This window comes from Mesorhizobium sp. (assembly GCF_004962245.1).
Lineage (GTDB): Bacteria > Pseudomonadota > Alphaproteobacteria > Rhizobiales > Rhizobiaceae > Mesorhizobium.
Genome location: NZ_SUHQ01000034.1, coordinates 1 through 24,497, shown reverse-complemented (window position 1 = coordinate 24,497; position 24,497 = coordinate 1). Strand labels below are relative to the sequence as shown.

Here is a 24,497-nt window from a genome sequence, read left to right as displayed (position 1 = left end):
GAAATGGTACGACAGACAGTTTCAGCAAGACGCGTGGTGACGAGCGAAGCGGCGATGGCCATCGAGCTGCGCGAAGTCAACAAATGGTTCGGTTCGTTTCACGCCCTTAGGGACATTAATCTCTCTGTGTCTCCAGGCGAACGGATTGTGATTTGCGGCCCTTCCGGATCCGGGAAGTCGACCATGATCCGATGCATCAACCATCTCGAAGAGCACCAGACCGGCGAGATCATCGTCAACGGGAGAGCGTTGACCGAGGACTTTCGCAAGATCGATGAGATCCGCAGAGATGTCGGCATGGTGTTTCAGCATTTCAACCTGTTTCCGCATCTGACCGTGCTCGACAATTGCACCTTGGCGCTGATCTGGGTGAGGAGGATGCCTCGCAAGGCCGCGGAAGAGGTCGCTAGGCGTTACCTCGACCGCGTCCGGATCGCCGAGAAGGCGCACAGCTTTCCGGGGCAGTTGTCGGGCGGCCAGCAACAGCGCGCCGCGATTGCCCGCGCGCTGTGCATGAATCCTAAGATCATGCTCTTCGATGAACCGACATCTTCGCTCGATCCCGAGATCGTCAAGGAGGTTCTCGACACGATGGTATCGCTCGCCGGCGAGGGTAGGACGATGCTGTGCGTGACGCACGAAATGGGCTTCGCCCGGGAAGTCGCCGATCGCGTGGTGTTCATGGATCGCGGAGAGATCGTGGAAGCGAACACGCCCCATGAGTTCTTCGGCAACCCTCGTTCGGGTAGGGCGCGACAGTTTCTGGCACAAGTCCTCAAGTAGAACGCGACAAGGTGGAGCAGCCGCCAATGATCTTACCAGAGAAGTAGCAAATGGTTTGTGCAGATACATCGTATTCGGCGGTTGCGGATCGGAGCGCTGGAACGGTCGACTTCGACCGGGTTTATGACCGCCACCAGTTCGGGTCAGTCAAATGGGCCAATCAATGGGACGAGTTTTCGCCTCGGGTCGAGGGCGAAAACCTGCTTTCGCTATGGACCGCGGATATGGATTTCCGCGCGCCTGAAGCCGTCATCGCGGCCCTGCGCGAAGCGGCGGACCATGGAATTTACGGCTACACGCGTCGCGATCCCCGTCACTACGAGATTGTGCAGTCATGGTTCGCGCGTCGGCACGATTGGGCTCCGGCGCTGGAGACATTGTTGCCGGCGCCGGCAATCATGCCGTCTGTAGCGGCTATGCTTCGTACCTTCACGAAGCCCGGGGATGGCGTGATTGTGCAGTCTCCCGTTTATTCGCCCTATTTCGAGGTAATTCACGGGAGCGGAAGAAGGCTGCTGGTCAACAGGCTAAGGCTTCAAAATAACCGATACGAGCTCGACCTGGAGAACTTCGAGAGGTTGGCAGCCAGCGGCGCCAAGGCCTTCCTGCTCTGCAATCCGCATAATCCCGCCGGAAAAGCGTGGACGCGCGAGGAACTGACGGCGCTGAACGATGTCTGCGAGCGCTACGGCGTCCTTGTAATCTCTGATGATATCCATTGCGACATCAGATTGTCAGACCGTCCGCACATCGTCTTTTCTTCCCTCTCGGAGGATGCTGCGGAAAAGTCATTCATCTGCACGGCTCCAACGAAGACCTTCAATCTCGCCGGCGTGCCCTCTGCAACGGTGTCGGTGGCTAACAAGGAGCGGCGCGAAGCGCTTCTGGCCACCATGCGGGCATCGTTCATGGTCAACGCCAACTTCTTCGGACGGCTGGCGTTAGAGGTCGCTTACAGCACCGGCGCGCCTTGGGTGGACCAGTTGACGGGCTACATCGACGGGAATGTCGATCTGGTCTTCAAGTTCGCCGAGGACCGCTTGCCTGGCATAACACCGATGCGACCGGATGCTTCCTTCCTGGTGTGGCTGGATGCGTGCGAGCTCGATCGGAAGGTAGGAGGCATCCAGCAGTTTTTCGTCGACCGAGCCGGGGTCAATTTGTACGACGGGCGCGTCTATGGACCCGGTGGCGAAGGCTTCATTCGCCTTAATGTCGGTTGCCCTCGTCCGATGTTGCGCAAAGGGCTCGAGCGTATGTCCAAGGCGCTGGCATTGGTGTGAGAGCCTGGACCTATTTGGAGCGCCTTGATGCGAATTGCCGTCATTAATCCGAACACGACGGTCTCGATGACGGGACGCATCGTCGCCGCAGCGACTGCCGCAGCGGGTCCCGAAACAGCGATCGTAGGATTGCAGCCATTGATTGGCCCTGAAGCAATCGAGGGGCCGTTCGACGGAGCGCTGTCTGTTCCTGGCCTTTTGAAGCAGATCCTTTTGGCCGAGGTGGACGGCGCCGACGCCCATATCATCGCCTGCTTCGATGACACCGGCCTGGATGCCGCCAGGGCTCTCGCAACAAAACCGGTGATCGGCATCGGTGAAGCATCGTTTCACGCCGTGAGCCTGGTTGCCCACAGCTTCTGTGTTGTGACGACCTTGTCGCGGTCGGCGCCCATCATCGAAGACAACATCCATCGCTATGGGTTTTCCCGTCGCTGCCGCCGGATCTTCGCATCGGACATTCCGGTGCTCGACTTGGAGAAACCGGACAGCGGTGCATTCGAGCGAATTTCAGAGTTCATCCGGCAGGGCGTCGCACTCGGTGCGGAAGGGGTGGTGCTCGGCTGCGCCGGCATGGCGCAATTCGCGGCAGACCTGCAGCGCGAGCATCTTCTTCCGGTCGTGGATGGCGTCAGCGCCGCGGTCGGTCTTGCGGAGATGCTGGTGCGTTGTCGGCTGGCGCCCTCGAAGCGAGGCGCCTGGGCTGCCCCGACGCGTCTAGGCGTGTTAGACAGCTTCGCTGACCGCCAGGGGCAAGCACCGTGAGCGCCTGGGCACCCTCGGATAAGCGACGACCTTCTTCAAGATAGCGTGCGGAACGCGATAGCCGCATTTTTGACCACCGCTTGAGGGCGGACATGAACTGGTATTCAACTCAGGGCGTGGCCGGCCAATCCATAGACCCAAGGCTCGTTGCTGTCCCGGTTCAGAAACCGGCGGCCCTTGGACATCGTCGTCACGGTCTCGGCAATGCCAAGGCCGCTCTGCTGAAGAAACTCGGCAAACACGCCATCTCTCTCGCGCGTATCGACGCGAACGAACCGGCCTTGCAGCTTCTTCAGATGGGCGGCCGTGAGATGCACCGCGTCCTGGTCGTTTCGGGCTACTGTGGGGCCAATCACAAAGCCGCGCCCGAACTCCCGACACATGGAATAGCCAACGATCTCGCCGCCACGGCTCAGAGTGGCTATCGAGGCATCCTCTGCGAGCAGCGCGAGTAGCCTCGCACGATCTGTCCCGAATGCACGCGCGTCCAGCGCGGTAATCTCGCTGAGCGTGTCGTTGGGCAAGTCACCCAGGTCCCCGTCCAGGGCCGGCATTGAGGAGAGTGCTTGTGGGGCCTCTCCCTGGCGCATGTAGACAATCGCCTCGCTCGTGAAGCCAAGCGAAACATACAGGGGATAGGCGACATGGGTGGAGTTCAGCGCCAGATTGCGATCTCCGCACCGCTCGAGGACCTGGTCCATGAGCCATCGGCCACCGCCCTGAGCCTGAGTACGGGGCGTAGTGATTACGAGGCCGATGGTGGCAAAGTCGTTCCCGTGGGGAAACCACATCGCGCTTCCGAACACGCGCCCAATACCGTCAACAGCAACGATGCCGTGCCCGGCGCGACGCAGCAGGTCCCAGTCCTTGGGCCGATGCGGCCAGCGAACCGAGATCGACAGCGCATGCAGCAGCGCAACGTCGACATCGTTGATGTCCCGCGCGAACAGTTCAAAGGATTTCAGGCGCACTGATCTCTGCATGTCAGTCGATCCGCTCCTTCAACCAATGCCCCCAGGGTTGCGAGCACGCGGTGTTTGATCCTGCCGCCGATTGCCATGTGTGCGACAGTCCTCTTTTGCCGCAAGCTTACATCGGAAAGCCAGCAGGTTCCGCTGGTTCGAGACGCTTTTTCGAAATCTTCGGCCAAAGCTGGACGCGATTCGGCAGGGAACACTCCTGCCGGTGGTTACGCTGGTCGCGTCCGCCGAGTTGCGCAAGCAGAAGTGGCCGTCATGAACGTGGAAGAGATTCTCGCGAGGCTGATTGCATTTCCCACTGTGGTGGGCACCCCAAACGGCGCGATTGTCGATTGGATACGGAGGTACTGCGAGGCGGCAGGCGCCGACGTAAGGGTTCTCCCCGGCCCCGAGGGCGACCGGTCCAACCTGTTCGTCACGATCGGCCCCCGCGAGTATCGGGGCTACATCATCTCCGGACATGTGGATGTCGTGCCGGCCGGCGAGCCTGAATGGAGCTCGGATCCGTTCATCCTGCGCCGCGACGGTGATAGGCTCTACGGCCGCGGCACCACCGACATGAAGGGCTTTCTCGCCTGCGCATTGGCCGCGCTCCCAGGACTTGCGGAGATGAACCTGCGGCAGCCGGTTCATCTTGCATTCTCCTACGACGAGGAGGCGGGATGCCGTGGCGTGCCGCATCTCCTGGCTGCGCTACCGGGCCTGTGCGAGAAGCCGCTTGGCGCGGTCATCGGAGAGCCCAGCCGAATGCAGCCTGTGCGCGCGCACAAGGGCAAGGCGGCCGCACGGCTCGAGGTGATCGGCCGATCCGGCCATTCGTCACGGCCCGACCTTGGTCTCAATGCGGTACACGCCATGGCTGGCGTGATCACGCATGCCGTTGCCTATGGCCAATCGCTCGCCGACGGGCCGCTCGATGACAATTTCGCTCCGCCATACTCTTCCTTGCAGGTGGGCGTCATCGCCGGTGGACAGGCCGTCAACATCATCCCTGACCGCTGCACTGCCGATATCGAGGTGCGTGCCGTGCCGGGCGTTTCCCCGACTTCGCTGCTGGAGCCGGTGAAAGCCCGGCTGTTCGCCCTGCGCGACAGCGGCTTCGACGTGGCCTGGCACGAGATGAGCGCCTATCCCGCCCTTGCGCCCGTGAACGGAAGTGAGCTGGCGGCCACGCTGACGCAGCTGACCGGGCAGGAGCCGCTCACGGCAGTCAGCTATGGAACTGAAGCAGGGCTTTACCAGCAGGCCGGCATCGACGCGATCATTTGCGGTCCTGGCGAGATCGGGCAGGCCCATCGCCCGAACGAATACATCGAACTCGGCGAACTCGCGGCATGCCGGAAGATGATCGAGGACCTCGGCGCACGACTTGCGGCGTGACAGAAGGGCGGTTTCGATGGCGTTTCTCTTCAATTCCGATGCAGCACGCAGTGCTGTCTTTCGCCAGGTCTTCGCGCGGGAGCTGCCGGATTTGGAGTTCTTCCATTGCAGCGAAGAGGTTGACCCCGAGAAGATCCGCTATCTCATCACCTGGACCGTACCGGACGACATCTCACGCTACCGCAAGCTGGAAGTGCTGTTTTCCATCGGGGCGGGCGTCGATCAGTTCAAGGCGGATATCGTGCCCGGCCACGTGAATTTGGTTCGCATGGTCGAGGACGGCATCATCCGCATGATGCAGGAATATGTCGCGCTCGGTGTGCTGGCACTCCACCGCGACTTACCGGCCTACCTCGACCAACAGAGCAGGCAGACCTGGAGGGGCATCCCCGCGCGGCAGGCCCATGAATGTCGAGTTGGCTTTCTGGGGCTTGGCATGTTGGCGCAAGCGGCCATCGAGCGCCTGAAGCCGTTCCAGTTTCCCCTGGCCGGATGGAGCCGCAGCGAAAAGCGGATCGAGGGCGTCACCTGCTTTCACGGCGAAGATCAGCTTGCCGGCTTTCTGAAGCAGACGGACATTCTCGTCTGTCTGCTGCCGCTGACGCAACGAACACGCGGCATGTTAAATGCGCGGCTCTTCGCCCTGCTGCCTGCCGGAGCGCGTCTGCTGCATGTCGGCCGCGGCCCGCAACTCGACCAGACCGCGCTGATCGAGGCGCTCGACAGCGGCCAACTTGCGGCGGCGATGCTCGACGTCACTGACCCGGAGCCGCTGCCGGAAAACCATCCGCTGTGGACGCATCCCCGGGTGATGATCACCCCGCACATCGCGTCCGTGACCCAGCCGCATACGGCGGCGCAATCGGTCGTCGAAAACATCCGGCGTCACCGCGCCGGGAAAGAACTGATCGGCGTCGTCGATCGGACACTTGGCTACTAACAGGGAATCTCACATGTCACTTCTGATCACGATCGACACGAATCCTTCCTTCGCTCCCAAGGAGTCATTGCCACTGCCGGAGCGGCTCATCTCCGGCGCTCCATCCTTCAAGAGCTGGCCGCAGGATGCCTCGAAAGGCGAGAAGGTTCTCAGTGGCATCTGGGAAGCGACCCCCGGCGAGACGCATTCGATCAAGGGCACCACCTACGAGTTCTGCCACATCCTTTCGGGCGTGATCGAAATCGAGGAGAAGGGCGGAGAGACCAAGACCTACCGCGCCGGCGACAGTTTCGTGATGAAGCCCGGCTTTGTCGGCGTCTGGCGCACTATCGAGACCGTGCGCAAGATCTACGTCGTCGTGAATGACTAACTTCGACAGTCGCGTTCCGAACGGAGCGCGAAGCGACCGCAGAATAATCGACTTTCCAAGACCCGCCGGACGAGATTCGACGCCGTCCGGCGCGTCATCCTCGACGAAAAATGCGACGCGCGGTCGACTATTGTTTCACCAATCGAGAATCCAAGAAACGTCATTTCGACCTTAGGTGCCGTCTATGAAAACCTACTCCATAGCACTCATCCCCGGTGACGGCGTTGGCAAGGACGTCACCGAAGCGGCATGGCAGGTGCTGCTGGCGGTGGCAAAGCGAGGCGGCTTCGCCCTCGATGGCACAAGCTTCCCGTGGTCCTGCGCCTACTTTCTCGAAACCGGCGCGATGATGCCGCCGGACGGCATCGAGACACTGCGGAAATTCGATGCGATCCTCCTCGGCGCTGTAGGCTGGCCCGCGGAAGTGCCCGATTCAGTATCGCTCCATGGACTACTGCTGCCGATCCGGAAAACCTTCACGCAATATGCCAACATAAGGCCGCACCGGCTGTTGCCGGGTGTCGAAGGCCCCCTCCGCTCGGAGGGCTTCGACATCCTTTGCATCCGCGAGAATACTGAAGGCGAATATTCAGGCGCCGGCGGACGCGTTCATTCCGGCACGGCCAACGAGGTCGCGATCGAGACGGCGATTTTCACGCGTGCGGGTGTCGAACGGATTCTCCGTTTCGGTTTCGTACAGGCGCGGGCGCGCCGCAAGAAGCTCGCATCGGTCACCAAATCCAATGCGCAGAAACATTCCATGGTGTTCTGGGACGAGGTCACGCGCGAGGTGGCCAAAGACTATCCCGATGTTGAGGTCTCGCCCTACCACATCGACGCCATGGCCGCCCGCATGGTGCTGGCGCCGCAAAGCCTCGACGTGATCGTCGCCTCGAACCTGTTCGGCGACATCCTCACGGATATTGGGGCAGCCATCCAGGGCGGACTGGGTTATGCCGCCTCGGCCAACATCAATCCCGATCGCAGCGCGCCGTCCATGTTCGAGCCGGTCCATGGTTCGGCGCCCGACATCGCGCATCTCGGCATCGCCAATCCGATCGCCGCGATCTGGTCCGGCGCGATGATGCTCGAACATCTCGGCGAGGGGCCTGCGGCGTCCGAAGTGATGTCGGCAATCGAGTCCGTGACCGCGCGGGGGATCGGCACGATCGCAGGCAAGGACAGGACCAAGACAATCACGCAAGCCGTGCTTGCGGCATTGAGCTGAAAGGGCAGAGGAAACACCATGAATGCGATGACCAAGATTGGCATTTTGAAGGATGCCGACCTGTTCCGGCAGCAGGCGCTGATTGGCGGCATCTGGCGGGATGCGGAAACGAAGGCGGCCGTCGATGTCGTCGACCCTGCCAGCCTGAGCGTTCTCGGCACCGTTCCCCAGATGGGCGGCGGCGAGACCAGAGCCGCGATCGACGCCGCAGCCGAGGCATTCAAAAGCTGGAAAAACAAGACCCACGCCGAGCGAGCGGCGCTGCTGGAGCGCTGGCACGACCTCATCCGCCAGCACGAAGAGGATCTGGCGCTCCTGCTGACGCTGGAACAGGGGAAGCCGCTGGCCGAGGCGCGTGGCGAAATCCGCTATGGCGCCTCGTTCGTCAAATGGTTCGCGGAAGAGGCGCGCCGCATCGGTGGATCGACCATTCCGTCGCCTACTTCCGATCGCCGCATCGTGGTGTTGAAGGAGGCCGTCGGCGTCTGCGCCATCATCACCCCGTGGAATTTTCCGAACGCGATGATCACCCGCAAGGTGGCTCCGGCGCTGGCCGCCGGCTGCACCGTGGTCATCAAGCCGTCGGAATTCACGCCGTTCTCGGCGCTGGCGCTCGGCGTTCTGGCGGAACGGGCAGGAATTCCGGCAGGCGTTATCAACATTGTGACCGGCATGCCGGCGGAGATCGGCAAGGAGCTGATGGCCAACGAAACGGTGCGCAAGATTTCCTTCACCGGATCGACCCGCGTCGGCGCGCTTCTGATGAAGGGCGCCGCCGATAGCATCAAAAGACTCAGTCTTGAGCTCGGCGGGAATGCGCCCTTCATCGTCTTCGATGATGCGGATCTCGATCTCGCCGTCGAAGGTGCGGTAAACTCGAAGTTCCGCAATGGTGGCCAGACCTGTGTCTGCGCAAACCGCATTCTGGTGCAGGCCGGCGTCTATGAGGCGTTTGCCGGAAAGCTCGCCAGCCGAGTTGCCGAGATGAAGGTTGGCCCCGGTACGGAGGAAGGCGTCGTCATCGGGCCGATGATCAACGGTGCCGCCATCGAGAAGATCGAGCGGCATGTCGCCGATGCCTTGGAGAAAGGCGCAACGATCATCGCTCAGGGCGATGCGGTGCCGGAGGGCAAGCAATATGCCCGTCCCATTCTGCTCGGCGACGCGACGACCGAAATGCTCTTGGCGTCGGAAGAGACGTTCGGACCGGTGGCCCCGCTCTTCCGCTTCGAAACAGAAGGGGAGGCCGTTGCGATCGCCAACGGCACGCCCTTTGGCCTGGCCGCCTATTTTTACACGGAAAACCTCAAGCGGTCGTGGCGTGTCGCCGAGGCGCTGGAGTTCGGCATGGTCGGGCTGAACACCGGCCTGATCTCGACAGAGGTCGCGCCGTTCGGCGGTGTGAAGCAGTCGGGGCTCGGACGCGAGGGCTCGCAACTCGGTATCGAAGAGTATCTCGAGGTCAAGGCGCTTCACGTCGGCGGGCTGAACTAGAGGCTTTGCCCAGCGTCGACAGCGCGACTAGCAATGAGAAAGGGGCGGTCAAACCGCCCCTTTCTCATTTCGAAATTTCAGATGCCGCGACAGGCGGAAGACCAGCCTCAAGCGATCTTGCGAATGGGCTCTAGTCCGACGGCGGCGGCGAGCCCGCCGATATCCTTGACCTCGGTGTATTCGTAGAACGGGTTAGCCGGCTCGTGGCCGCGGTTCACCCAGACCTTACTCTTGATGCCGAGGTCGTAGGCGGTCATCAGGTCATAGCGGAACGAGGAGGAGACATGGGTGATGTCCTCCGGTCCGCAGCCGAGCTTGTCGAGCATGTATTCGAAACCCTTCATCTGGGGCTTGTAGACGCCGGTCTCCTCAGCGGTGATGACCATGTGAAACGGCGCGCCGAGCTTCTCGACATTGGACATGATCTGGCTCTTCATCGCGTTCGACAGGATCACCAGCGGGATCTCCTTAGCGACCTTGGCCAAGCCAGCCGGCACATCGGGATGCGGGCCCCATGTTGGTACTTCTTCATAGATGCGCTGGGCATCCTCCGGGCGGAATGGGACACCGTTGCGCCTGCACGTACGCTCGATGGCATTGTGCACGACTTCGGTATAGTGCTTCCAGGCACCTAGAACCTCGTCCAAGCGATAGGCGGCGAAGTCCTTGATGAACTGCGTCATTGCAACCGCGGATAGTTGGGAGCCGTAGACGCGCTTCGCGGCACCGGCCATGTCGAAATTGGTCAGCGTGCCGTAGCAGTCGAAGGTGATGTATTTCGGTCTGAACTTGGTCATAGCGACCATCCTCCTAATCCTCTCGGCACAGCGTGCCTGTACCGCAAGCACGATAGGTTGCGAGCGGCAAGACTAGTGGCCGCATTCGTCGCGATCTGAAGCAGATCATTTCGTATTCCGCCGCACGTTTGGCAGAGAGTTGCGCCAGCTGTCCCCCTCCGGCTTTGGCGGGGCGGGTTTGTCGGTAGTACTTCGGCAGAAGATGCGGCGCGGGCGGCCATGGATAGCGAAAACGCGTTGCGCATGGCCGGCGGTCGGGACGAACTGCTGCCTTCCGCGGTTTAGCCTATGCACCTCAGGCAGTCGGTTGATTTGGAGGAAGAAATGCTTGCGAATTCGCTGATCGAACTTGATCGCGCCCATCTGATTCACCCGGTCGCGTCTTATCGCAGCCATGAGGCGATGGGCGTCCGGGTGCTGAAGTCCGGGAGGGGCGCGACTGTCACCGATGCCGCGGGACACAGCCTGCTCGACGGATTTGCGGGCCTGTGGTGCGTCAATGTCGGATACGGGCAAGACAGCATCGTCGAAGCCGCAACCAAGCAGTTGCGCGAGCTTCCCTACGCAACGGGTTATTTCGGTCTGGGCTCCGAACCAGCCATTCGGCTGGCGGCCAGGCTGGCAGAACTGGCGCCTGGCGACCTGAACCACATCTATTTCACTCTCGGCGGCTCCGACGCGGTGGACAGCACGATCCGCTTCATCCGCTACTACTACCACGCTAAGGGGACGCCGCAGAAGGACCAGTTCATCTCGGTCGAATATGGCTACCACGGATCATCGACCGCGGGGTCAGGCCTGACCGCGCTGCCGGTCTTTCACGCTGGCTTTGGCGTACCCTACGACTGGCAGCACAAGATTCCCTCCCACTATCCCTATCGCAATCCTATCGGTTCCGATCCGCAGGCGATCATCGAAGCATCGGTTACTGCCCTGCGGGCCAAGATCGCGGAGCTGGGCGCCGACCGCATCGCCGCATTTTACGTGGAGCCGATCCAGGGATCGGCCGGCGTGCTCGTTCCGCCGGCGGGCTGGTTGAAGGCGATGCGCGCCGTCTGCAAGGAGCACGACATCCTGTTCGTTGTCGATGAGGTCATCACCGGCTTCGGCCGCACTGGTCCGCTGTTTGCCTGCGAAGAGGACGACATCGTCCCCGACTTCATGACGACGGCGAAGGGTTTGACCTCCGGCTATGTGCCCATGGGCGCCGTTTTCATGTCCGACCATGTCTACAACACGATCGCAGATGGAGCCGGCAAGGCGCTCGTCGGCCATGGTTATACCTACTCGGCCCATCCCGTGAGCGCGGCGGTCGCACTCGAATGCCTGCGCCTCTACGAGGACGGCCTGCTGGAGAACGGGCGAAAGGCCGGCAAGCGCCTGATGGAAGGCCTGCGTTCACTCGCCGATCATCCGCTGGTCGGTGACGTGCGCGGACGCGGCATGCTCGCCGCGATCGAACTGGTGACCGACAAGGAGCGCAAGACGCCCCTGCCGCAGGAAGCCGATCCAGCGCGCCGCATCTTCGACCGCGCATGGCAGAACGGCCTCGTGATCCGCGCCTTTGCCCAAGGCGTGCTGGGCTATGCGCCGCCGCTCTGCTGCACGGATGAGGATATTGACGGGATCATCGAACGCACGCGGGAAACGCTCGATCGGACGCTCGAAGACAAGGACGTGCGGGCGGTGATGAAAGGATGACCGACGGGGCTGCTGCTGCGCATGGGCGGGGCAGCCTCTTACTCACTGGTCGAATATTGCGTCAAGCGGCAGGTGAGTCTTTACAATAGGCGACTTCAGCACGACAAAGCTGAAATACTTGTCGATACCGATATCCATTTCGATCAGGCGCTCCATGATCGTCTGGTACTCCGTAATTCCCGCCGTGATGAACTTGACAAGATAGTCGTAGCCGCCTGAAACGAGATGGCATTCGATGACGGAATCGATCTTTTCGACCGTCGCAAGAAACCGTGCGAAGTCGTTCTGCCGATGGTTCCTGAGCGTGATCTCAGTGAAGACGGTTAGTGTTTGCCCAAGCTTGGAGACATCGATCTGCGCTGAATAGCCGGTGATGAAGCCCTCCGCCTGAAGCTTCTTCATCCGCATAAGGCAGGGACTCGGTGAAAGGTGGACGAGTTCCGCCAGCTCGACATTGGATATGCGCCCGTTCTTTTGTAATTCGGACAGGATCCTGACGTCGATCTTGTCTAGCTTCATCGGAGACCTCAAACGTTCGAGCCGTGGATCGCCCGGCACACAGCATTCGTCACCTCCTGCGTGGTGGCATCGCCGCCTACGTCCGGCGTCATCACACCTTCGGCCGTCACGGCTTCCACGGCCCGCATCAATCGGGCGGCTGCTTCGTGCTCGCCCAGGTGCTCGAGCATCTGGGCGGCGGTCCAGAATGTGGCGACAGGATTGGCGATCCCTTTGCCCGTAATATCGAATGCAGAGCCATGGATGGGTTCGAACATCGAGGGATAACGCCGCTCCGGATCAATGTTGGCTGTCGGCGCCACGCCGAGGCTGCCCGCAAGGGCGCCGGCAAGATCGGACAGAATATCCGCGTGGAGATTGGTAGCGACGATAGTGTCGAGAGTCCGCGGCTTAAGTGTCATGCGCACCGTCATAGCATCAACCAACATCTTGTCCCACGTGACATCGGGGAACTCCCGCGCCACCTCGGCGGCGATTTCGTCCCACATTATCATGCCGTGTCGTTGGGCGTTCGATTTGGTGACGACGGTCAAAAGCTTTCGCGGCCGCAACTGGGCGAGCCCGAACGCGTAGCGCATGATGCGCGTCACACCGGCGCGGGTGAAGATTGCGACCTCGGTCCCGACCTCCTCAGGTAGGCCCCGGTGAGCTCGCCCGCCATGGCCGGAGTATTCGCCCTCGGAATTCTCGCGTACGATCACCCAATCCAGATCGCCGGGGCCGACGCCGGCGAGCGGCGAGGAAATCCCGGGCAGGATCCTGGTCGGCCGCACATTCGCGTATTGGTCGAAGCCCTGGCAGATCGGCAGCCTCAAACCCCAGAGCGTGATGTCGTCGGGCACATCCGGAGCGCCGACGGCGCCGAAGAAAATCGCATCAAAACTTTTCAGTTGTGCCACCCCGTCTTCGGGCATCATGCGGCCGTGCGTCTTGTAGTAGTCCGAGCCCCAGTCGAAGTGCTCGACGCGAAGCTTGAAGTCGCCGCAGCGTTGCTCGAGTGCCTCGAGTACCTGGAGGCCGGCAGCTATGACTTCCGGGCCGATCCCGTCGGCTGGAATGGCGGCGATGTTGTATTCGCGCATAAAGACGACTCCGTGGTCTCTGGAGTAGGGGTTCAGAATTCCGCGACCTTGCCCCACGCAGCCGTCTTCAGACGCTCTGGCCGGTACGGACGCGGATCGACGATCGGCCCGCTGCCTGTGATAATGTCTGCAATCATATGTCCCGCGCCGGGGCCAATTCCGAAGCCGTGACCGCTGAAGCCGGCCGCCAGGATGAAGCCCGGAACGCCCTCGACCTCACCGATGACCGGGATGCCATCGGGCGTGCTGTCGATATAGCCGGCCCATGCATCGGCAATGGTGACGCGTCGGAACTCCGGGATCAGCTCGCAGGCGCGCCGATAGGTGAGATTGATCTGACGCAAGTCCGGCCGGGGATCGAGTATCCGGTTCCGTTCCATGGGGGGCACCTCGTCAGGTGCCCATTTGGCAAGCGTTTCATGGCCCTGCCGCCAGCCCTCGAGGCCGCCGGGCGTCAAACTGCGCCAACGGCGGGCAAACATGGGCACGAATTCTCGTGCAAACCGCAACTGCTGCGGTGTCGGGTCGACGCGTGCTCGCCCGCTGATGGCCAGCGTGTATCCGCCGTTGCCGCGCCGCGTCAGCGAGACGTGCGCGGTATGCAAGGCATCCGGCACGCCGTTAGCTCCGGGCGCCACGGCAAGAATCGACTGGCGCACGGAAGCCTGCGGAAAACGAATGCCGAGCTGGTTACAGAACGACGATGCCCACGCGCCTCCGGCCATGACCACGGTCTTCGTCCGGATGGTGCCGGCTTCGGTCACCACAGCGCTGACCCGGCCGGCGCTCAGCTCCAGACCGCGGGCCGCGCAGTGCTGGTGTACAGTTCCGCCCGCCGCCATGATGCCGCGCGCGGCAACCGGCACGGCCTTGGAAGGATCGGCGGTTCCGTCAGTCGGGGAGAACACGCCGCCTTTCCATTTGCGACCGGTCGCCCTGCCTCGTTCCGTCGCCTCCTCCGCGCTCAACATATGCGTCGTGACGCCGGCCGTCCGGGCAAAGTCGCGCCACTTTGCCCAGCCTGCCACTTCGTTTTCGTCCTGAGAGAGGTAAAGCAGCCCGCAGCGGCGGAAGCCGGTGTCCTCGCCGGTCTCCTGCGCCACTTTCTCCCAGAGATCGAGGCTCTTGGTTGCCATCGGCAACTCGCGCGCGTCCCGGTTTTGCTGGCGGCACCAGCCCCAATTGCGGCTGGACTGTTCACCGGCCACGCGCCCCTTCTCCAGCAGGGCGACGCCGACGCCCCGACGCGCCAGATAATATGCCGTGAACACGCCCACCACGCCACCGCCGATGACGACGACGTCCACCTCCCGGGGCAAGGACGGGCTGGACTCGATGTTCATGAGCGGCGCGGGCATGGAAGGGGCTCCGGAATTTTGAAACATCCTAACCTGCGGTCCGGAGTGGCAGGCTGCGGAGTTTTTGTCTGGACGAAATATCCTGCCGTTAGCCGCCTATAGGACGGGCAATTGTTGCGCGAAAAGCTCCCGCCTCACCGGTCCAAGCAGGTGTACACTTCGTGCAGCCGCGTCATCTGCATGGGCTTTTCGGAACGCGGCGCGCCACTGTCGACCTTGCTCCGAGTACCTTGGCCGACATTGCGATGGGCGGCACGGATACCACCGCTCGACGGTATCGCCATGCAGGCAGGCGCGTACTACCGGATAGTCATGACGGTCTGATCGCGGTTTCCGCGCTGGAAGAGGTGCAGAGTGAAATGCCGATCTGGACGTTCTTTTCAGAAGTTCGTGCCGCGAGACGGCCAAGTTTCGATGACTCTGCGGAACCAGAACATTCAGACTGGCTGAAAGAACGGAGCAACCCTTCCTAGTGGCGGGGCAGGCTCCAGAGGACTCCCGATAGGCAGCGTTTTGTCCCCTCGGGGAGTTCTCCAAGAAAAGGGAACGGCGTCCGCTCTGCGGACTGAATCTCGGCAAGGGAGCCGCCAGGATGAATAGGATCCTTCTTTCGCAACCGCAGGGCAGCAAGCGACGAGATGGCCGGACGATGGCCCCTTCGGTGACGTGCTTCTGCTCAAAGGGCGATGATGCGGTCCGAGATAGTGTGGACCCACTCCGTTGAGAAGGGAGGTGATCGCGATGGCCGCAAGCATCCAGGCTGTAGCCCCCCACGATGTGGCACTTTCGGTCCGCGACCTCACGGTTACCTTGCCGCAGGGTATGGAACGGACCCATGCGGTCGAGAACATCTCCTTCGATCTGAAGCGCGGCCAGATCCTGTGCATTATCGGCGAATCCGGATCGGGTAAGTCGGTCACGGCCAACGCGATCATGGGGCTTCTGCCCCGGGTGATCCGGATCTCCTCGGGCTCCATCCATCTGGATGGCACGAACATCATACGCATGCCGTCCGAAAAGCTGCGTAGCCTGCGCGGCCGCATCGTGTCGATGATCTTTCAGGACCCGCTGTCAGCGCTCAATCCGCTGATGACCGTGGGCGCACAGATCGACGAGGTCATGGCGGCGCATGGCGTCGGCACTCCGAAGTCTCGCCGCGGCCGCGCTCTCGAACTGCTGACCGAGGTCGGGCTGCCTGACCCAGAGCTCATGTATCACCAGTATCCGTTCCGCCTTTCCGGCGGGCAGCGGCAACGGGTGATGATCGCCATGGCGCTGGCGCTCGAGCCCACCATCCTGATCGCGGATGAACCGACGACCGCGCTCGACGTGACCACCCAGGCGCAGATTCTGGAACTGGTCCGAGACATTCAGCGCCGCAAGGGCATGAGTGTCATGTTCATCACCCACGACTTCGGGGTGGTGGCAGAAATCGCTGACAGCGTCGTCGTGATGGAGAAGGGCCGCATCGTCGAGCATGGCAGCGCCCAGCAGGTCCTGAAGTCGCCCAGCCATCCCTACACTCGACGCCTTATCGCGGCCGTCCCGCGCCTGACCGGCGAAGATCGCGTTCCTCTGGAAACGGCCAACAAAGCGCCGATCCTCAAGGTCGAGAATCTGGTGAAGACCTACCGCGAGGGCGGTGTGCTGTTCGGCAAGCAGCGAGTCGTGCCCGCCGTCAACGAGGTCTCGTTCGATCTGGCGCCCGGGCGCACGCTGGGCGTTGTCGGCGAGAGCGGTTCCGGCAAGTCATCTCTGGGCCGCCTTCTCATCAAACTGCTGGATAGCGACGGCGGCGGAATTCTGTTCGAGGGTCGCGACATTGCCAAGCTTTCCGAAGCTGAGTTCCGCCCGTTGAGGCCGCGGGTCCAGATGATCTTCCAAGACCCCTTCGCCTCGCTCAACCCGCGTTCGACTGTCGGCCACATCCTGACTGTTGGCCCGGTCGCGCACGGCTCGCCCTATGCCCAGGCGCGTGAAGAGGCGAAAGCGCTTCTGGCTCATGTCGGGCTCGATGCCGGCGCCTTCGGCCGCTATCCGCATGAATTTTCCGGTGGGCAGCGCCAACGCATCGGCATCGCTCGGGCGCTGATGTTCAAGCCGAAGTTGCTGATCGCCGACGAGGCGGTCTCGGCGCTCGACGTGTCGATCCAGGCCCAGATCCTGCAGCTGCTGGACCAGATCCAGCGGGAGACCGGCGTGTCGATGATCTTCATCACCCACGACCTGCGCGTCGCCAGCCAGATCTGCGACGAAATCGCGGTGATGCAGAAAGGGCGGATCGTTGAACGCGGACCACCCTCGCAAATCTTCCTCGACCCGCAATCAGCCTACACGCGTGAGCTGGTGGCGGCGATTCCAGGAGAGCAGCCGGACGGGACCCGTCCGGTGGCAGCAAATGGGTAAGAGCCACGGCGGATACCGCCAGAACAAGGGGAATTCCAATGACTGAACGCTCAAACACCAATCCAAACTACTCGCGGCGCGATGCACTGCGATTGATGGCGTTAGGCGGTGCTGCAGGCCTCATAGCGCCCAATCTGTTGGGCAAACCTGCCTTCGCCCAGAACCCTCCAGCGAGCCCAACCGGCCGCGTCATCGTCGGATTTTCGCAGGAACCCACCGTCTTCAATCCACTGATGCCGCATACCGAGTGCGACGACGCTGTGCATTTCTCAGTGTTTGATGCACTCGTTCGAATGGACCCCAAGGGCGTTCTTCAGCCCAATCTTGTGGCCGAAGTGCCAAGCCAAAAAAATGGCGGCATCTCGGAGGATGGACTTTTGTGGCGCATCCGCCTGCGTGATGACGTCCGCTGGCACGACGGCCAACCCTTCACGGCCGAGGACGTGAAGTTCACGCTTGAGCTCATCACCAATCCGAAATTCCGCGCGTGGCGCACGGCGGGCCATTCACTGGTCCGCGATATCAAGGTGGTCTCGCCGACCGAGCTCACCTGGCGGATGGAGGAGGCTTTCGCCCCTTACCTGTCGTTTCTCGCCGAAACCTTCATGGTTCCCAAGCACATCCTCGAAAAAGAGGCCGACCCGAACGCCGCCGCGTTCAATCAGGCGCCTGTCGGCACTGGCGCATTCAAGTGGGCGCAGCGCATCGCTGGCGATCACATCGAACTCGTCGCGAACACGGACTATGCCGGGGCGGGCCCCTATTTGGAGCGGCTCGTCTTCAAATACATCCCCGACATGACAGTGCTCTACACCCAGTTCAAGAGCGGCGACATTGATCTTGTCGACCAGGCATTCATAACCGCCGACAACTATGCGGAAGCCAGCACACTACCGGATCGCGTGGTCATGTTGGAGCGCGGAGCATCGGTCGAGTCGATCTATCTCAATCTTGAGAAGCCGCAATTCAAGGACCCTGCGGTTCGCCAGGCGCTCTACGCCGCAATAGATAGGAAAGCGATCCTCGAAGGACTTTATTACGGGGTCCACAACCCCACCGAGACCTTCATGCCGCAGAATTCCTACTACTACAATCCGAACCTGCCGGCGCAGGAGTTCAACATCGAGCGCGCGCGCCAGATCCTCGACGAGGCCGGCTGGGTACCCGGATCCGATGGAATACGAGTGAAGGACGGGGTGCGCCTGTCGTTCGCAAACTCCACCACCTCCGGCAACCACCTGCGCGAGCAGACGCAGCAGTTCTTGCAGCAGACATTCGCCGAGATCGGGGTGGAGATGACCATTTCGAACCTGCCGGCCGCCGTCATGTGGGGCGATTTCTGGCTCAAATCGCAGTTCGAGTCAGCTATCTCCGGTGTAACCAATGTCATCGCGGGCGACCCCGACGTTGCCAACCGCCTGCACACAAAGGCGATCGTCGCGAAGGGCGGAAAGGGCTCGAACACAGGCCAATACTCCAACCCGGAGGTTGATGCGCTGCTCGACAAGGGTACCCGCACCTTCGATCGGGAAGAGCGGCGCGCCATCTATCTGCGTGTTCAGGAAATTGTTCGTCAGGATCTGCCGTTCCTGCCTCTGTTTGCCTACGCCAATGTGTTCGGCCGCAAGAAAGGGCTGGAGGGTTTCGAGGCAAATTCCAACGCCCGCGTCGCATCCTGGCATGCCGCCGGATGGCATTGGAAGGACTGACATGCTTAAGCCGCCGCCTCAGGGCGGCGGCTTGTCGTCGGGCGTCTTGAAAGAGGAGAGTTGAATGCGCGGCTTCCTGCTCAACCGGCTCTCGCAGAGCCTCATCCTGCTCCTGATCGTGTCGATCATCGGGTTCGTCGTCCTGAACCTGCTACCGGGAGGGCCGCTAGCGCAATTCGGGCTCGATCCCGGCATGACACAGGACGATCTCGATCGCCTGAAGGAGCAATTGGGGCTGAACCGTCCACTTTGGATGCAATATCTCGACTGGATCTGGCGGCTTCTCCAGGGCGACTGGGGCCACTCCTTCCGCGATAACGCGCCGGTGCTTTCAGTGATCGGCCGGCATCTCTTCGCCACGTTGCTGCTGATGGGCACATCCACCGCGATCGCAATCGCTATCGGCACCTGGATCGGCATCCGTGGCGCCACGCACCGCTATTCGCTGTTCGACCATTTGGCGACGGTCGGCGCCATGGTCGCGCTGTCGATCCCGACGTTCTGGTTCGGGCTCGTCGGCATCTACATCTTCTCGCTCAAGCTCGGCTGGGTGCCCGCGGGCAACATGTACACCATCGGTGACGGTTCGGTGCTGAACTATCTGCACCACCTGATCCTGCCAAGCATCGTGCTGTCGCTGGTGCATGTCGCGATCTGGAGCCGCTACATGCGCACCTCCACCCTCGACGCGATCAGCCAGGATTTCGTCAAGACTGCCCGCGCCAAGGGCCTGACCGAGCGCCGAGTCATAATGAAACACGTCGTTGGCAATGCACTGTTGCCGATGATCACGCTGGCAGGGGTGCAACTTCCCAGCATTCTGACCGGCGCACTGGTGACGGAGACCGTGTTTACCTGGCCAGGGATGGGGCGGCTGTTCCTCGACAGCCTCGGCTACAGCGACTACCCGGTCGTGATGGGGCTGCTGATGTTCTCGGCCATCCTCGTCATCCTGGGCAATCTGATCGCAGACATCGCGGTGGCGATCGTCGACCCGCGCATTCGCCTGGGTTGAACGCGCAATCTCACGCCTGACAGGAGGCAGCCACATGACCGCTCTCGTCGCAAATGCAGGACAAGGCCGCTGGTGGCGCAGCCGCACGGTCCGCCGTTTCACGAGCCATCATCTGGCGCTGCTGGGGCTGGCGATGATCACCCTCCTCACGCTGGCATGCGTCTTCGGCCCCTATCTCCTGCCCTATGACTCGCTTTACATCGATTTGCGCGCCCGCTTTTCCCCACCGCTGACCGGCCACCACTATCTCGGGACAGACCCGTTGGGGCGCGATCTGGCAGCGAGATTGCTCATGGCGGGAAGGATCTCGCTGGCGGTGGCCTTCTTCGCCATGTTGCTGTCGACGCTGATCGGAACGCTCGTCGGCGTAGTCGCGGGCTATCGCGGCGGCTGGATCGGCGCGGCGCTGATGCGCACGGTCGACGGCTTTCTGTCCTTCCCGTCGATCTTCCTGCTGCTCGCTTTGGCCGTGGCACTGAAGCCGAGCCCGGCCATGGTTACGGTGATCATCGCGGTCACCAGTTGGATGGAAGTGGCCCGAATTGTCGAGGCCGAGGTCCGCTCTCTGCGCGAGCGCGAGTTTGTACTCGCCGGGCGCATGCTGGGATTGAGCGGCGCCCACATCATGTTCCGGGAGATCCTGCCCAATGCCATGGGACCGATCATCGTGGCCGCCACATTGACAGTTGCGCACGCGATCCTTCTGGAAGCCTATATCAGCTTCCTGGGCTATGGCATTCAGCCGCCGCTGGCCAGCTGGGGTAACATGCTGGAAGGCGCCCAGCAGTATCTGGCGAGCGCGCCTTGGCTGGCGATCATCCCCGGCGCCGCCATCACCATCGCAGTCACCAGCTTCAACTTCATCGGTGACGGACTGCGCGACGCGCTCGACGTGCGAGATGACCGTGTCTGATTTCGTCAGCAAACGCGACCCACTGCAGATCCTAAAAACGCAACGGGCAGTAGCGCACGTGCATGGGGAGAAAGTCGCCGATAAGAACACGCCCTACTGGTGGGAAGCCGCACCTGTCAGGCCGCTGCCGTCGCAGCCGCTGGCAAAGCGGCTCGATGTGGCAATCGTCGGCGCTGGCTATGCCGGGCTGTCCGCCGGGCTGGTGCTGGCGCGTGAAGGACGGTCAGTTGCGGCCTTCGATGCGATGAACCCCGGGGAAGGAGCTTCGTCGCGCAACGGCGGGATCACCAGCGGAAGCATCCGACCGGACTATGCGACGATCACCAGGCGCTTCGGCGAGGCAAAGGCGATCGCCATCGAAGCCGAGGGCCGGCGAGCGCGCGAGTTCCTTTACGACTTCATCGAGACGGAAGGGATCGACTGCGATTTCCAGCTGGTCGGCCGGTTCATGGGTGCTCTCGGATACGACCAGTACGAGAAGATGGCCCGCGGCGCCGAGGCGCTGGCGAAGAGGCTGGGGATCGAATCCTACGCTGTTCCGCATGCCGAGCAGTGCAACTACATCGGCACCGACTTCTACCGCGGCGGCACGGTTCGGATGGACATTGGCGGTTTGCACCCGGCTAAGTTGCACGCCGAGCTCCTGCGGGTGGCGTTGGCTTCCGGGCTGACGGTCCACTCACGAACGCCCGTGATTTCCATCGAGAAAGATGTGTCCGGGTTCCGTGTCGCGACATCGGCCGGGACTGTGCAGGCTCGGCAGGTGCTGGTCTGCACCAACGGATATACCGATGGCGGCGCGCCCTTCCTGCGCCGCCGCCTGGTTCCCGTCCGCAGCCGGATCATCGTCACCGAGGAGCTTCCGCCTGAATTGATGGCGCGGCTGATGCCCAAGCTGATGATGATGGGCGAGAACCGGGAGCTGGGCTTCTACTATCGTCCTTCACCCGACGGCATGCGCATTCTGCTCGGTGGGCGAGACAGCTCCCGCGGCAACAGCGATCCGACAGCCCCAACGCACCGCCTGCGTAACGGTCTGATAGAAATTTTCCCGGAGCTGGAGAAGGTTCGCCTTTCGTACAGCTGGTTCGGCAACGTGGCCATGAACCGCGACATGCTGCCCCGCATCTTTGAAAAGGATGACATCGTCTATGCCACCGGCTTTTGCGGTTCGGGCGTGGTCTGGGCACCGTGGGTCGGCACGCGTGCCGCCTACAAGCTGATGGGTCGCGCGCAAGACGCCGGCACGGCTTTCGACTTCCGACCGCCAGCTTCCATCCCTTTCTATAGGGGCGATCCCTGGTTCTTGCCGGCGATCATCAAGGGCTATGCGCTGCGGGACAAGATCGCCTGGTGGCGGGCCCGCCGCTGACGGCCAAAGGGGGCGGCCTTTTGACCATTCGTCGCTGCGGCCCGGCTGGAGGCACCGCGGAGCTTGAGGGCGCTGGCGAAGCGCTATGGAATCAACCAGAAGACCGTCGCGAAGTTGCAGAGTCGGATCTGTGTCCTCGATCTACCGACCGGGCCGAAGGAGGCGCGGTCGACCGTGCTCACGGTCGAGAAAGAGGCCGTCATCGTCGCCTTTCGACGCTATACGCTGCTGCCGCTGGATGACTGCCTCTATGCCTTCGAATATGCCTGCGCCATGAACGACATCGAGCACCGTACGACTAAGGCCAAGCATCCCTGGACCGATGGACAGGTCGAGAGGATGAACCGCACGATCAAGGACGCCACGGTCAAACGCTTCTACTAGGAGAGCCACGATCAGCTCAGGTAACACCTCGCCGACTTCGTTGCCGCTTACAACTTCGCTCGCAGGCTCAAGACCCTCAAGCGCGATCCGACGCACTCGCGAGCAGGTGCCGCCCTGCGCGGAACTGGCACTCGATCGGGCTTGAGCAGCTCGTATCGATCAAGCGATCAAAAACCCGCATATCTGGCGAAGTCCTGGATGATTTCGGCACATTCTTTCGAACGCACGATGCGATGAAGGGGTGATCGGAACTTTGCTTCGCATTCTTGGCAGCCGAGGTTGGTTGGAACATGTCGCCCCGAGTCGAACGCATTCACAGCGATGAGCGTCTCCCGGCCGAGGTCGACGTCGTCATCGTCGGCGGCGGCATCCTCGGCTCTACGGCCGCCTATTTCTTGGCGAAGCGTGGCCTCTCTGTGGCTCTGCTCGAGAAGGGCCACGTCGCCTGTGAACAATCGAGCCGAAACTGGGGTTGGTGCCGCCAGCAGAACCGCGATCGGCGCGAACTACCGCTCTCGGTGATCTCCATGCGACTGTGGGACGAACTGACGCGCGATATCAATCGGGACCTTGGATTTCGACGCTGCGGTCTCGTCTATGCAACCCACAACGAGGCTGTGCTCGCCGGCTGGGAAAGGTGGCGCGAGGTCGCCAGGGAGTACGAAGTCGACACCCGCGTGCTGAGCCGGGCGGAAGTGGCCGAGCGCGTCCCCGAAGCGCGCGACAAATGGGTCGGAGGAACCTATTCGGACCGGGACGGTAAGGCCGAACCTGCGCTCGCCGCGCCGGCTATCGCCGATGGGGCCAGAGCTCTGGGCGCCACGATCCACCAGGGATGCGCCGCGCGGGCGCTCGACTTGGCCAATGGCAAGATTGCGGGCGTGCACACGGAGAAGGGCTACATCAGAACCAGCGCGGTGCTGTGCGCCGCTGGCGCCTGGTCCTCGCGCTTCCTTAGGCCGCTCGGGATCAGTTTCCCCCAAGCGAGCATCCGACAGACCGCGCTGCGTTCCACCCCGACAATCAACATAGGCGAGGCGGTCTCCACACCCTACTGCACGATCACGCGCCGACTGGACGGCAGCTATACGCTTGCGATCAGCGGCAAGGCGAACCTCGAAATCACGCCCCAGGCTATTCGGTATAGCCGGGAATTCATGCCGCAGTTCTTGCGTCGCCTGAAGAACGTCAGGCTCGGCATCGGCAAATCGTTCGTTTCGGGGCCGGATTCATTGCCGGCGCTCCTGACCAGCGACGATCGGATCTTCGAAAAGAATCGCGTGTTGGATCCCCCACCCTTGAAATGGCTGGTAAGCCAAGTGGTGGAGAGTGTCCGGAAAACCTTCCCTCAACTCGGCGATATAGAGATCGATAGCGCCTGGGGCGGCTTCGTCGATTGCACGCCGGACGCAGTGCCTGTGGTGTCGCAGGTGGACGGGGTGAAAGGCCTCGTCCTCGCGGCGGGCTGCTCGGGCCACGGCTTCGGTTTGGGCCCGGGGCTTGGTCATCTGGCCGCAGAGCTCGTCGTAAACGACACGCCTTGCGTCGATCCTACACCGTTCCGCCTGTCGCGTCTGGTCGACGGTTCGAAGCTGGACATCGCCGCTATCTGAAGATCAGCCGGAAGTCAGGCCTGACGCGCACCAACCCTCTACCCCTCGGTGCCACGCCCAACGGAAATTCGCTTCTAAGACCATCACTTTCTGATCGTTGAAGCCGCATCGGCGGGGTTGGGCGTTGCCCTCAGTCCCATGGTCCTCGCAACGACGACATAGATAGAGAGCGGCTCTCGCACCGGTCGGCTTCGATCCTGACGGAAGCCACTACGGGCTCATATGGACAGGAGAAACTGAACTGTCTGGTAAAGCCCACGATCTTGCTCGATGGCTGGAAGCAGAATGCAAGGTTTCGTTTGGCTAAGCAGGTATGCAGTAGATGTCGGTCAAATCCCAGGTGCACTAGATGTGAGCCTTCAGGAGGTTGTCCATTCGGCCCCGACCGAGAAAGCTGAGGTTGTC

The 24,497-nt window shown here is 62.0% G+C and carries 20 protein-coding genes and 1 pseudogene; 16 read left to right on the top strand and 5 right to left on the bottom strand.

Features of this window, described 5'->3' with window-relative positions:
• Nucleotides 1-3: 3 nt before the first annotated feature.
• The 3 genes from E5X88_RS28125 to E5X88_RS28115 are packed head-to-tail and all read left to right on the top strand — an operon-like array spanning nt 4 to nt 2,831.
• Nucleotides 4-783 (top strand): amino acid ABC transporter ATP-binding protein, encoded by a 780-nt coding sequence (locus E5X88_RS28125; RefSeq protein WP_292167160.1) that lies wholly within the window; start codon nt 4-6, stop codon nt 781-783.
• Nucleotides 784-833: 50 nt separating this feature from the next.
• A complete protein-coding gene (locus E5X88_RS28120) occupies nt 834-2,066 on the top strand; it encodes a MalY/PatB family protein (RefSeq protein WP_292167158.1) in 1,233 nt (410 codons plus the stop codon).
• Nucleotides 2,067-2,093: 27 nt separating this feature from the next.
• A complete protein-coding gene (locus E5X88_RS28115) occupies nt 2,094-2,831 on the top strand; it encodes an aspartate/glutamate racemase family protein (protein ID WP_292167156.1) in 738 nt (245 codons plus the stop codon).
• A gap of 104 nt (nt 2,832-2,935) precedes the next feature.
• Here E5X88_RS28115 and E5X88_RS28110 read toward each other — a convergent pair whose 3' ends face one another.
• Complete coding sequence (locus E5X88_RS28110) at nt 2,936-3,814, bottom strand: GNAT family N-acetyltransferase (protein ID WP_292167154.1); 879 nt, start codon at nt 3,812-3,814, stop codon at nt 2,936-2,938.
• A gap of 252 nt (nt 3,815-4,066) precedes the next feature.
• On the opposite strand from E5X88_RS28110, the gene argE reads away from it, so the two are divergent.
• From argE to E5X88_RS28085, 5 genes are all read left to right on the top strand, one after another.
• Complete coding sequence (gene argE / locus E5X88_RS28105; RefSeq protein ID WP_292167150.1) at nt 4,067-5,191, top strand: acetylornithine deacetylase; 1,125 nt, start codon at nt 4,067-4,069, stop codon at nt 5,189-5,191.
• Nucleotides 5,192-5,207: 16 nt separating this feature from the next.
• The gene (locus tag E5X88_RS28100; RefSeq protein ID WP_292167148.1) at nt 5,208-6,131 is read left to right on the top strand and encodes a glyoxylate/hydroxypyruvate reductase A; all 924 of its coding nucleotides are present in this window, start codon (nt 5,208-5,210) and stop codon (nt 6,129-6,131) included.
• A 13-nt stretch (nt 6,132-6,144) separates the two neighbouring features.
• Nucleotides 6,145-6,501 carry a cupin domain-containing protein gene (locus E5X88_RS28095; RefSeq protein ID WP_292167146.1) on the top strand — a complete coding sequence of 119 codons (357 nt, stop codon included), beginning with the start codon at nt 6,145-6,147 and terminating at the stop codon, nt 6,499-6,501.
• A gap of 184 nt (nt 6,502-6,685) precedes the next feature.
• Entirely contained in the window at nt 6,686-7,729 is a 1,044-nt protein-coding gene (locus E5X88_RS28090; RefSeq protein WP_292167145.1) for a tartrate dehydrogenase, read from the top strand.
• 27 nt (nt 7,730-7,756) lie between these two features.
• Entirely contained in the window at nt 7,757-9,223 is a 1,467-nt protein-coding gene (locus tag E5X88_RS28085; protein WP_292167279.1) for an NAD-dependent succinate-semialdehyde dehydrogenase, read from the top strand.
• Nucleotides 9,224-9,330: 107 nt separating this feature from the next.
• Here the strand turns inward: E5X88_RS28085 and E5X88_RS28080 are convergent, their stop codons facing one another.
• Nucleotides 9,331-10,020: a haloacid dehalogenase type II gene (locus tag E5X88_RS28080; RefSeq protein WP_292167142.1), complete on the bottom strand. Its 690-nt coding sequence runs from the start codon at nt 10,018-10,020 to the stop codon at nt 9,331-9,333.
• Nucleotides 10,021-10,344: 324 nt separating this feature from the next.
• On the opposite strand from E5X88_RS28080, the gene E5X88_RS28075 reads away from it, so the two are divergent.
• The gene (locus tag E5X88_RS28075) at nt 10,345-11,721 is read left to right on the top strand and encodes an aspartate aminotransferase family protein (protein ID WP_292167140.1); all 1,377 of its coding nucleotides are present in this window, start codon (nt 10,345-10,347) and stop codon (nt 11,719-11,721) included.
• A gap of 42 nt (nt 11,722-11,763) precedes the next feature.
• Here E5X88_RS28075 and E5X88_RS28070 read toward each other — a convergent pair whose 3' ends face one another.
• From E5X88_RS28070 to E5X88_RS28060, 3 genes are read right to left on the bottom strand one after another with little or no spacing between them, the layout of a single operon-like run.
• A complete protein-coding gene (locus E5X88_RS28070) occupies nt 11,764-12,240 on the bottom strand; it encodes an Lrp/AsnC family transcriptional regulator (RefSeq protein WP_292167139.1) in 477 nt (158 codons plus the stop codon).
• Between the two features lie 8 nt (nt 12,241-12,248).
• Entirely contained in the window at nt 12,249-13,322 is a 1,074-nt protein-coding gene (locus E5X88_RS28065; protein ID WP_292167138.1) for a tartrate dehydrogenase, read from the bottom strand.
• A 32-nt stretch (nt 13,323-13,354) separates the two neighbouring features.
• On the bottom strand, nt 13,355-14,680 hold the full coding sequence (locus E5X88_RS28060) for an FAD-binding oxidoreductase (RefSeq protein ID WP_292167120.1): 1,326 nt from the start codon (nt 14,678-14,680) through the stop codon (nt 13,355-13,357).
• 741 nt (nt 14,681-15,421) lie between these two features.
• Here E5X88_RS28060 and E5X88_RS28055 point away from each other — a divergent pair.
• From E5X88_RS28055 to E5X88_RS28025, 7 genes and pseudogenes are all read left to right on the top strand, one after another.
• Complete coding sequence (locus E5X88_RS28055) at nt 15,422-17,086, top strand: ABC transporter ATP-binding protein (protein ID WP_292167118.1); 1,665 nt, start codon at nt 15,422-15,424, stop codon at nt 17,084-17,086.
• Between the two features lie 38 nt (nt 17,087-17,124).
• The gene (locus E5X88_RS28050; protein ID WP_292167117.1) at nt 17,125-18,795 is read left to right on the top strand and encodes a peptide ABC transporter substrate-binding protein; all 1,671 of its coding nucleotides are present in this window, start codon (nt 17,125-17,127) and stop codon (nt 18,793-18,795) included.
• A gap of 64 nt (nt 18,796-18,859) precedes the next feature.
• Nucleotides 18,860-19,810, top strand: a complete 951-nt coding sequence (locus E5X88_RS28045; protein ID WP_292167115.1) for an ABC transporter permease — start codon at nt 18,860-18,862, stop codon at nt 19,808-19,810.
• Between the two features lie 34 nt (nt 19,811-19,844).
• Nucleotides 19,845-20,723, top strand: coding sequence for an ABC transporter permease (locus E5X88_RS28040; protein WP_292167112.1), 879 nt, complete (start codon nt 19,845-19,847; stop codon nt 20,721-20,723).
• Nucleotides 20,724-20,781: 58 nt separating this feature from the next.
• Entirely contained in the window at nt 20,782-22,095 is a 1,314-nt protein-coding gene (locus E5X88_RS28035) for an FAD-dependent oxidoreductase (RefSeq protein WP_292167277.1), read from the top strand.
• Between the two features lie 45 nt (nt 22,096-22,140).
• Nucleotides 22,141-22,500, top strand: a pseudogene (locus E5X88_RS28030) (hypothetical protein); the annotation flags it as partial.
• Between the two features lie 269 nt (nt 22,501-22,769).
• Nucleotides 22,770-24,092, top strand: coding sequence for an FAD-binding oxidoreductase (locus E5X88_RS28025; RefSeq protein WP_292167111.1), 1,323 nt, complete (start codon nt 22,770-22,772; stop codon nt 24,090-24,092).
• Nucleotides 24,093-24,497: the final 405 nt, after the last annotated feature.

Coding starts and splice junctions, on each gene's coding strand:
- E5X88_RS28125 (WP_292167160.1), top strand. CDS start 4: ATGGTACGACAGACAGTTTCAGCAAGACGCGTGGTGACGAGCGAAGCG.
- E5X88_RS28120 (WP_292167158.1), top strand. CDS start 834: ATGGTTTGTGCAGATACATCGTATTCGGCGGTTGCGGATCGGAGCGCT.
- E5X88_RS28115 (WP_292167156.1), top strand. CDS start 2,094: ATGCGAATTGCCGTCATTAATCCGAACACGACGGTCTCGATGACGGGA.
- E5X88_RS28110 (WP_292167154.1), bottom strand. CDS start 3,814: ATGCAGAGATCAGTGCGCCTGAAATCCTTTGAACTGTTCGCGCGGGAC.
- argE (WP_292167150.1), top strand. CDS start 4,067: ATGAACGTGGAAGAGATTCTCGCGAGGCTGATTGCATTTCCCACTGTG.
- E5X88_RS28100 (WP_292167148.1), top strand. CDS start 5,208: ATGGCGTTTCTCTTCAATTCCGATGCAGCACGCAGTGCTGTCTTTCGC.
- E5X88_RS28095 (WP_292167146.1), top strand. CDS start 6,145: ATGTCACTTCTGATCACGATCGACACGAATCCTTCCTTCGCTCCCAAG.
- E5X88_RS28090 (WP_292167145.1), top strand. CDS start 6,686: ATGAAAACCTACTCCATAGCACTCATCCCCGGTGACGGCGTTGGCAAG.
- E5X88_RS28085 (WP_292167279.1), top strand. CDS start 7,757: ATGACCAAGATTGGCATTTTGAAGGATGCCGACCTGTTCCGGCAGCAG.
- E5X88_RS28080 (WP_292167142.1), bottom strand. CDS start 10,020: ATGACCAAGTTCAGACCGAAATACATCACCTTCGACTGCTACGGCACG.
- E5X88_RS28075 (WP_292167140.1), top strand. CDS start 10,345: ATGCTTGCGAATTCGCTGATCGAACTTGATCGCGCCCATCTGATTCAC.
- E5X88_RS28070 (WP_292167139.1), bottom strand. CDS start 12,240: ATGAAGCTAGACAAGATCGACGTCAGGATCCTGTCCGAATTACAAAAG.
- E5X88_RS28065 (WP_292167138.1), bottom strand. CDS start 13,322: ATGCGCGAATACAACATCGCCGCCATTCCAGCCGACGGGATCGGCCCG.
- E5X88_RS28060 (WP_292167120.1), bottom strand. CDS start 14,680: ATGCCCGCGCCGCTCATGAACATCGAGTCCAGCCCGTCCTTGCCCCGG.
- E5X88_RS28055 (WP_292167118.1), top strand. CDS start 15,422: ATGGCCGCAAGCATCCAGGCTGTAGCCCCCCACGATGTGGCACTTTCG.
- E5X88_RS28050 (WP_292167117.1), top strand. CDS start 17,125: ATGACTGAACGCTCAAACACCAATCCAAACTACTCGCGGCGCGATGCA.
- E5X88_RS28045 (WP_292167115.1), top strand. CDS start 18,860: ATGCGCGGCTTCCTGCTCAACCGGCTCTCGCAGAGCCTCATCCTGCTC.
- E5X88_RS28040 (WP_292167112.1), top strand. CDS start 19,845: ATGACCGCTCTCGTCGCAAATGCAGGACAAGGCCGCTGGTGGCGCAGC.
- E5X88_RS28025 (WP_292167111.1), top strand. CDS start 22,770: ATGTCGCCCCGAGTCGAACGCATTCACAGCGATGAGCGTCTCCCGGCC.